General features: G+C 72.3%; 6 protein-coding genes and 1 pseudogene. 5 read left to right on the top strand and 2 right to left on the bottom strand.

Features of this window, described 5'->3' with window-relative positions:
- Positions 1-266, top strand: a pseudogene (locus D8M29_RS13565) (hypothetical protein); the annotation flags it as partial.
- Between the two features lie 105 nt (positions 267-371).
- On the opposite strand, the gene D8M29_RS00995 reads toward D8M29_RS13565, so the two are convergent.
- On the bottom strand, positions 372-1,886 hold the full coding sequence (locus D8M29_RS00995; protein WP_127435338.1) for a catalase: 1,515 nt from the start codon (positions 1,884-1,886) through the stop codon (positions 372-374).
- Positions 1,887-2,113: 227 nt separating this feature from the next.
- Between D8M29_RS00995 and glyA the strand changes: the two genes are divergently transcribed.
- From glyA to D8M29_RS14440, 4 genes are all read left to right on the top strand, one after another.
- Positions 2,114-3,394, top strand: a complete 1,281-nt coding sequence (gene glyA / locus D8M29_RS00990; RefSeq protein WP_127435339.1) for a serine hydroxymethyltransferase — start codon at positions 2,114-2,116, stop codon at positions 3,392-3,394.
- A 7-nt stretch (positions 3,395-3,401) separates the two neighbouring features.
- Complete coding sequence (locus tag D8M29_RS00985) at positions 3,402-4,313, top strand: bifunctional methylenetetrahydrofolate dehydrogenase/methenyltetrahydrofolate cyclohydrolase (protein WP_036338210.1); 912 nt, start codon at positions 3,402-3,404, stop codon at positions 4,311-4,313.
- A gap of 129 nt (positions 4,314-4,442) precedes the next feature.
- Complete coding sequence (locus D8M29_RS00980; protein ID WP_095347451.1) at positions 4,443-5,429, top strand: ABC transporter ATP-binding protein; 987 nt, start codon at positions 4,443-4,445, stop codon at positions 5,427-5,429.
- Between the two features lie 3 nt (positions 5,430-5,432).
- Entirely contained in the window at positions 5,433-7,340 is a 1,908-nt protein-coding gene (locus D8M29_RS14440) for an ABC transporter permease (protein ID WP_095347452.1), read from the top strand.
- Between the two features lie 16 nt (positions 7,341-7,356).
- On the opposite strand, the gene D8M29_RS00970 is transcribed toward D8M29_RS14440, so the two are convergent.
- Positions 7,357-8,859 carry an MFS transporter gene (locus D8M29_RS00970; protein ID WP_238693308.1) on the bottom strand — a complete coding sequence of 501 codons (1,503 nt, stop codon included), beginning with the start codon at positions 8,857-8,859 and terminating at the stop codon, positions 7,357-7,359.
- Positions 8,860-8,906 lie beyond the last annotated feature (47 nt).

Below are 8,906 nucleotides of genomic sequence, written 5' to 3'. Positions count from 1 at the left end.
ATGAGGAGCCCGCCGAGGACGACACCGAGGGCGCCGCCCTCCCGGACCTGCGGGCGGACCGCGACGAGACCCGAGCCTCGGACGCCGAGGGTGAGTCGAAGCTGGCCCAGGCCGGCGCCGTGGCGGCCTCCGCGTTCGAGACCGTGCGTGACAAGGTCGCCGTCCCGCTGCGGGACAACGTGGCCGTGCCCGCCAAGGACAAGGTCGTGAAGGTGGTCAAGGACAAGCTGTCCCAGGCGCAGGAGCGCCGCTGGGGCAAGCGCTGACCAAGGCATTCGCCCCACGACGACGGCGGCCGCCCCCTCGTGCGAGGGAGCGGCCGCCGTGCGTTCAGCGGAGCGCGCGCGGGCGCCCGCCGGGGGAGGGAGCCGTCAGATGCGGGCCTCGCCGCCGGCCTCGACGCCCGGGATGCCGTCGCCCTCGTGGCGCTTGACCTCGTCCTCGATGCGCTGGCCGATCGCGGTGTCCACGTTCTTCCAGTACTCGAAGGCGCGGGCCTGGACGTCCTGGCGGACGCCCTTCAGCGCGCCGGCCACGGTCTCCACGAAGTCCTCGCGCTCCTGGGCCGAGAAGACCTCCCGGACGAGGGTGCCGGCCTGGCCGAAGTCGTCGTCGTCCGCGCGCAGCGCCTGGGCCTCACGGGTCAGGGTGCCGTCGGCCTCCCAGCCGTCGTCCACCGGGCCGGTCTCGTCCGACCAGGAGTCGCCGTTGGAGTTCGGCACGTAGGTGGAGCGGTCGCCGGTGTGGTCGTACCACATCTGGCCCTCGAAGGCGTAGTTGTGCACCGCGTTCTTGGGACGGTTCACCGGCAGCTGGTTCACGTGGGCGCCCACGCGGTACAGCTGCGCGTCGTGGTACGCGAAGGCGCGGCCCAGGAGCATGCGGTCCGGGGACAGGCCGATGCCCGGCACGGTGTTGCTCGGGCTGAACGCGGCGGACTCGATCTGCGCGAAGTGGTTCTCCGGGTTGCGGTTCAGGGTCAGCGTGCCGACCTTGATGCGCGGGTAGTCCTTCTGGGAGATCGTCTTCGTCAGGTCGAAGGGGTTGAACCGGTAGGTCTTGCCCTCCTCGTAGGGGATCGCCTGGATGTAGAGGTCCCACTTGGGGTGGTCGCCCTTGGCGATGGACTCGAACAGGTCCTGGCGGTGGAAGTCGGCGTTCTCACCGGCGATCTTGGTGGCCTCGTCGTTCGAGAGGTTGTGCACGCCCTGCTGGGAGATGAAGTGGTACTTCACCCAGTGCTTCTCGCCCTGGGCGTTGACCCACAGGTAGGTGTGGGAGCCGTAGCCGTTCATCTCACGCCAGGTGCGGGGCAGGCCGCGCGGGCCCATCAGGTAGGTCACCTGGTGCGCCGACTCGGGGTTGTTGGTCCAGAAGTCCCACTGCATGGTGGCATCGCGCAGGCCGGAGTCCGGCAGACGCTTCTGCGAGCGGATGAAGTGGGTGAACTTCATCGGGTCGCGCAGGAAGAAGATCGGGGTGTTGTTGCCGACGAGGTCGTAGTTGCCCTCCTCGGTGTAGAAGCGCAGCGCGAAGCCGCGCACGTCGCGCCAGGTGTCCGGGGAGCCGAGCTCGCCGGCCACGGTGGAGAAGCGCAGGAGGGTTTCGGTCTTCGTGCCGGGCTGGAACACGAGGGCCTTGGTGTACTTCGACACGTCCTCGGTCACCTCGAACTCGCCGAACGCGCCCGAGCCCTTGGCGTGCGGGCGGCGCTCCGGGATGTTCATGCGGTTGAAGTGCTGGTGGGTCTCCAGCAGGTGGGTGTCGTGCAGGACGATGGGCCCCTCGCTGCCCACGGTCAGGGACTGGCGGTCGCTGACGGCCGGGGCGCCGTTCTGGCGGGTGGAACCGGTCGCGTGCGGGGTCGTCTTCTGGTACTCCGTCATGGAACTCTCCTTCGTCGATCGACGTCGGCCGCGCACCGATCGGCGCGGTGGGCGGCGTCACCCCCGATCTTGGCATATTTCTGAATCAGTCAAAAGAACCGGGTGCCGAGGGTGGCGGCCGGGGCCGCGGGCCGCCGTCGCGCAGGCCCGACGACGGCGCCCAGTCACTAGGATGGAGGGCACCGGAGCCTTCCGGCCGCACAGACCCCCGTTCGAAGGGAACCCCCGTGACGCAGACGCCCGACATCAACACCCAGCCCCTCGCCGAGGTGGACCCGGAGATCGCCGCGGCGCTCGCGGACGAGCTCGGCCGCCAGCGGGGCACGCTCGAGATGATCGCCTCGGAGAACTTCGTGCCGCGCGCCATCCTCGAGACGCAGGGCTCGGTGCTGACCAACAAGTACGCGGAGGGCTACCCGGGCCGCCGCTACTACGGCGGCTGCGAATTCGTGGACGTGGCCGAGAACCTGGCCATCCAGCGCGCCAAGGACCTGTTCGGCGCCGAGCACGCCAACGTCCAGCCGCACGCCGGCGCCCAGGCCAACGTGGCCGTGATGACCTCGCTGCTGGACCACGGGGACACGATGATGGGCCTGTCCCTGGCGCACGGCGGCCACCTGACGCACGGCATGAAGCTGAACTTCTCCGGCAAGAACTACAGCATCGCCGCGTACGAGGTGGAGCCGGACACCCACCGCATCGACATGGACAAGGTGCGCGAGAAGGCCCTCGAGGCCCGGCCGAAGGTGATCGTGGCCGGCTGGTCCGCCTATCCCCGTCAGCTCGACTTCGCCGCCTTCCGCTCGATCGCGGACGAGGTCGGCGCCCGGCTCTGGGTGGACATGGCCCACTTCGCCGGCCTCGTGGCCGCCGGCCTGCACCCGAACCCGGTGCCGCACGCCGACGTCGTCTCCTCCACCGTGCACAAGACCCTCGCCGGCCCCCGTTCGGGCTTCATCCTCTCCACCGAGGAGCTGAAGAAGAAGATCGACTCCGCCGTGTTCCCGGGCCAGCAGGGCGGCCCGCTGATGCACGCGATCGCGGGCAAGGCCGTGGCCTTCAAGATCGCCGGCTCCGCGGACTTCAAGGAGAAGCAGGAGCGCACCCTGGCCGGCGCGCAGATCCTGGCCGAGCGCCTGACCGCCCCGGACATGGCCGAGCACGGCATCTCGGTGCTCACCGGCGGCACGGACGTGCACCTCGTCCTGGTGGACCTGCGCGAGTCCCAGCTGGACGGCAAGCAGGGCGAGGACATCCTGCACGAGGTCGGCATCACCGTGAACCGCAACTCGGTGCCGTGGGACCCGCGTCCGCCGATGACCACCTCCGGCCTGCGCATCGGCACCCCCGCGCTGGCCTCCCGCGGCTTCGGCGAGGCCGAGTTCCGCGAGGTGTCCGACGTCATCGCCGAGGCGCTGAAGCCGAGCCCGGACGTGGAGGCGCTGCGCGCCCGCGTCGTGAAGCTCACCGAGGACTTCCCGCTGTACGACGGCCTCGAGGGCTGGTGAGCCGCCGATGACCGCGAAGGTCCTGGACGGCAAGGCCACCGCCGCCGCGATCAAGGAGGAGCTGCGCGGCCGCGTGGCCGCCCTCGCCGAGCGCGGGCACACCCCGGGCCTCGGCACCCTGCTCGTCGGTGAGGACGCCGGCTCGCAGAAGTACGTGGCGGGCAAGCACCGCGACTGCGCCGAGGTGGGCATCGAGTCCATCCAGCGTGAGCTGCCCGCGGACGCGACGGAGGAGCAGATCCTCGACGTCGTGCGCGAGCTGAACGAGGACCCGGCCTGCACGGGCTACATCGTCCAGCTGCCGCTGCCGAAGCACGTGGACACCCAGAAGGTGCTCGAGGCCATCGACCCGGACAAGGACGCGGACGGTCTGCACCCCATGAACCTGGGGCGGCTCGTGGCCTCGGTCGGCGGCGAGCTGGACTCGCCGCTGCCGTGCACCCCGGCCGGCTGCGTCGAGCTGTTGCGCCACCACGGTGTGGGGCTGGCCGGCAAGCACGTGCTCGTGATCGGCCGCGGCGTGACCATCGGCCGGCCCGCCGGCCTCGTGTTCACCCGCCGCGAGGTCAACGCCACCGTGACCCTGGCCCACACCGGCACCACGAACCTCGACGAGCTGCTGGCGAGCGCCGACGTCGTGATCGCCGCCGCCGGCTCCGCCCACATGGTGAAGCCGGAGCAGGTCAAGGAGGGCGTGATCGTCCTGGACGTGGGCGTCTCCCGCGTGACCGGGGAGGACGGGACGTCGCGCGTCCTGGGCGACGTGGACCCGGCCGTGAAGGAGAAGGCGGCCTGGATGGCGCCGAACCCGGGCGGCGTCGGGCCGATGACCCGCGTCATGCTGCTGGCGAACGTCGTCGAGGCCGCCGAGCGTGCCGCCGACGGCGAGGACTGGGCCGGGGAGCGGGCCGGAGCCTGACCTCTCCCACTCCCGCGACCAACCCTGCGATATGGCCCCCATCCACCCCGGATGGGGGCCATATCGCAGGGTTCGTCGCCGAGGGGGCGGCGCGCGTCCGGGCGGGTGGTGCGCCTATGCTGTCGCCTTGTGAGTCACACCACTCTGCACGCGTCCCCCGGCGACGCCTCCGTCATCCGTGCCCGTGGGCTGCGCAAGCAGTACGGCGAGTTCCACGCCGTGAAGGGCATCGACCTGGACGTGCGCCCCGGGGAGTGCTTCGGCCTGCTCGGCCCCAACGGCGCGGGCAAGTCCACCACCATGCGCATGCTCGCGGGCACCTCGCAGCGCACCGCGGGCGAGCTGACCATCCTGGGCATCGACCCGGAGGAGGACGGGCCGGCCGTCCGTGCGCGCCTGGGCGTGGTGCCGCAGCAGGACAACCTGGACGAGGAGCTCACCGCCCGGGAGAACATCCTGATCTACGGCCGCTACTTCGGCCTGCCCTACTCGTACCTGCGGCCCAAGGCCGAGGAGCTGCTGGCCTTCGCCCAGCTCACCGAGAAGGCGGACGCCAAGGTCACCGACCTCTCCGGCGGCATGAAGCGCCGGCTCGTGATCGCCCGCGCCCTGGTCAACGAGCCGGCCCTCTTCCTCCTCGACGAGCCCACCACGGGCCTGGACCCGCAGGCCCGCCACATCCTGTGGGACCGCCTCTACCGGCTCAAGGAACGCGGCACCACGCTGCTGCTGACCACGCACCACATGGACGAGGCGGAGCAGCTGTGCGACCGGCTCGTCGTGGTCGACGGCGGCGAGATCATGGCCGCGGGCACCCCCGCCGAGCTCATCCGCGAGCACGCCTCCCGCGAGGTCCTCGAGGCGCGCTTCGGCGCGGACCGCAACGAGGCCGCGGCCCGCACCGTCCAGGCCCACGCAGGTGACGGCGTCGTGCACCGCGTCGAGGTCCTCCCGGACCGCGTCCTCGTCTACGCCCGACGCGCGGACGACCTGCACGACGTCGTGCAGCGCCTCGTCGACGAGGGCGCCCTGCCCGCCCCCGTCACCACGCTGACCCGCCGCGCGAGCCTCGAGGACGTGTTCCTCATCCTCACCGGCCGCACCCTGATGGACTGACCCGTGCCGTCCCCCACCACGACGACGACCCCCGGCCCCGCCTCGCCCGGCCCGCGGTCCGGGCCCTCGGCTCCGTCCGCCACGCCCGCCGAGCCGCTGCGCCCGCCGGTCACCGCGGCGGCGTCCGTGGAGCGTGTGAGGCGCCGCGGCGTCCTGCTCTACGCCGAGCACCAGCTGCGGAACATGCGTCGCTACGGCGCGGTGCTGATCGTCGGCGCCCTGGGCGAACCCGTGCTCTACCTGCTGGCCATGGGCCTGGGCCTGGCCCAGCTCATGGGCGGCGGGATGCCGCAGGACGCCCTGGGCGGGGTCTCCTACGTCGCGTTCATCGCCCCGGCGCTGCTGGCCTCGGGTGCGCTGATGACCGCGTCCGTCGAGTTCTCCTACCCGGTGATGGGCGGGTTCCAGTGGCAGCGCACGTACTACGCGGCGCAGGCCACTCCGCTGTCTCCGGCGCAGATCGCCCTGGGCCACCTCGCGGCCGTGAGCCTGCGGTTCGTGTTCCAGGCTGCCGTGTTCCTGCTGGTGATGCTGGCGTTCGGGGTCGTCTCGAGCCCGTGGGCGTGGGTGCAGGTCCTCACCGCCACGCTCGGCGGGCTCGCCGTCGGCGCGCCGATCATGGCGTTCGCCGCCTCCCTGAAGGAGGACAAGGGCCAGTTCGCCACCCTGCAGCGGCTCGTGGTCATGCCCCTGTTCCTGTTCTCCGCCACCTTCTACCCGCTGGACGTACTGCCCGTGTGGCTGCGCTGGATCGGCTGGCTCTCCCCGCAGTGGCATGCCGCCCAGCTCGGCCGCGTGCTCTCCTACGGGATGGCCGAGCCGGTCTGGCTCACCGTGGCGCATGTGGCGTTCCTGCTGGCCCTCGCGCTCGGCGGGGCCTGGCTCGCGGTGCGGATCTACACGCGCCGCCTCGGCTGGGTCCGAGGCACCCCGGACCGCGACGCCGTCACGGCCGCCCGCCGGGACCGTGCCCCGCGCCTGGGCCGCCGTGCCGCGCGCACCGGGGCCGCCCGCGCCGACGTCGCACCCGCCGCCGCGCAGGCGGGCCCGGCCGCGCCGTCGTCGTCGGTGGTGCGGGAACACGCCGTCGCCGTGCCGCCCATGCCCGAGATCCCCGTGCGCCGCGGCCCGCTGGCCGGCGCGTACTCGGGCAACGTGCGCGCGGTGATGGAGCGGGCGTTCCTGTCCCTGAAGTCCAACAACTGGGTGGTGTTCTTCTCCGGGTTCTTCGAGCCCGTGCTCTACCTGGCCTCCCTGGGACTGGGTCTCGGTGCGCTGGTCGGCGACGTGGCCGGCCCGGACGGCACCCCCGTCCCGTACGGCATGTACCTCGCCCCCGCACTGCTGGCGGTCTCGGCGATGAACGGCGCCATCTACGACTCCACGTGGAACGTGTTCTTCAAGCTGCGCTACGCGAAGACGTACCAGACCATGCTCTCCACGCGGCTGGGCCCGCTGGACGTGGCGCTCGGGGAGATCGCGATGGCGCTGCTGCGCGGGCTGATCTACGCGGTCGGCTTCCTGATCGTCATGACCGTGGCCGGGCTCGTCACCTCGTGGACGGCGCTGCTCATGATCCCCGGCGCCCTGCTCGTGGCGCTGGGCTTCGCCTCCCTCGGCATGGCGGTGACGAGCTGGATGAAGACGTTCCAGCACATGGACTGGGTCCAGATCGTGCTGATGCCCATGTTCCTGTTCTCGGCCACGTTCTTCCCGCTCGCGGTCTACCCGGAGCCGATCCAGTGGGTGATCCGCGTGTTCCCGCTGTGGCACGCCGTGGAGCTGATGCGTGCGCTCGCGGTGGGCGTGCTGAGCTGGGCGACCGCCGGCCACGTCCTCTACTTCGTGGTGATGGCCGGCGTCGGGGTGTGGCTCGCCGCCCGCCGGCTCGGTGCGCTGTTCCTGCGCTGAGGCCCCCGCGGGCCGGTCAGGCCGCGCGCGCGGCGCGGCGTCGCCGGACCACGTCCAGGGCCGCGACCGCGGCGGTGAGCGCCCAGCACGCGGCCACCATGCCCATGGCGGTCGAGGCCGCGTGCGCGTACTCCGTGGCCGACGGCGGGCCGGCGCTCTCGGCTGCGGCGCCGGCCAGGGCCGCGAAGAACGCTCCCGTCACCACGGACAGGCCCAGGGCGGTGCCGAGGCGCTGCGCCGTCTGGGCGACGCCGCCGGCCGCCCCCGCCTCGTGGCCGGCGACGTCGTCCATCATCAGCACCTGCGTGCTGGTGAGCAGCAGGGCCTGCGAGGCCGACTGCACGATCAGCCCCACCCCCACGATCCACGGCGACCACGCGCCGGCCGCGCTGCGCTCGAACGCGAGCGCGAGCAACCCCAGCGACACGAGGCCCACGAGGGCGCCGAGCAGCACGAGCACGGGCCCGCGCCGCTGCACCATCGAGCCCACCCACGGGGACAGGGAGGCCACGACGACGGCGCCGGGCAGACCCACGAGGCCGGCCTCGAGCGGCGTGAACCCCATGCCGCGCTGCAGGAAGATCGCCACGATCGCGAACACCGCCGGCATGGTGGCCAGGTAGATGGTGGACTCGAGCGCGCCGATCGTGAAGGACGGCCGCCGGAACAGGGCCGGGTCCACCATGGGCTGCACGCCGGTGGCCGACGCCCGTGCCTTCACGCGCTTCTCCCACAGCCACCACGCCGTCACGAGCGCGGCGGCGAGCACCAGCAGCCAGGCGGTGCCCGGGACGATGAACGGCACCATGAGGCTCACCCCGCCGGCGCCGAGCAGCAGGGCGCCCACCGGGTCGAGCGCGGCGATCCCGCGCGGGCCGGGGGCGGGGGGCAGGCCGTGCACGCGGGTGGGCGGCGGCAGCCAGAGGGCGCCCATCGCGACGGCGGCCAGGCCCACGGGCACATTCATGAGGAACGTGGAGCGCCAGCCCCACTCGGGGCCGAACGCGCCGAGGAACAGCCCGCCGAGCAGGGGCCCCACGGCCACGCCGAGGCCCACCACGGTGCCGAAGAGTCCGTAGGCCCGCCCGCGGGCGCGGCCGTGGAAGTTCGACTGGATGAACCCGATGACCTGGGGGTTGAACACGCCTGCGCCCAGGCCCGTGAGCAGGCGCCCCGCGTTGAGCAGCAGGGTGTCCCCGGCCAAGCCGGAGAGCAGGGAGCCGAGCATGTACAGCGTGATGCCCGCCAGGAACAGGCTCTTGCGGCCCCACAGGTCGCCGGCGCGGCCCGCGGCCACGAGCACGGTGCCGAACGTCAGCGTGTACCCCGCCAGCACCCACTGCAGATCCGCGCTCGTGGCGTCCAGGCCCGACTCGATGGCCGGCAGCGCCACGTTCACCACGGACACGCTCATCAGCGCGAGGAAGAGCGGCATGAGCAGTGCGGTGAGGATGCGGCGCTGGTCAGGGGTGAAGGCCCCGGACGCGGGGTCGGCGGGGTGCGGGGGGCGGGGGGTCATCGCCTCAGGATAGGCACCGACGCGGGCCGCCCGATTCGGAGCGCACC

Origin of the sequence: Micrococcus sp. HSID17227 (genome assembly GCF_003989405.1) — a bacterium.
Lineage (GTDB): Bacteria > Actinomycetota > Actinomycetes > Actinomycetales > Micrococcaceae > Micrococcus > Micrococcus luteus.
Note: the sequence above shows the minus strand (reverse complement) of the source record. Positions and strands in the feature narration are given on the sequence as shown.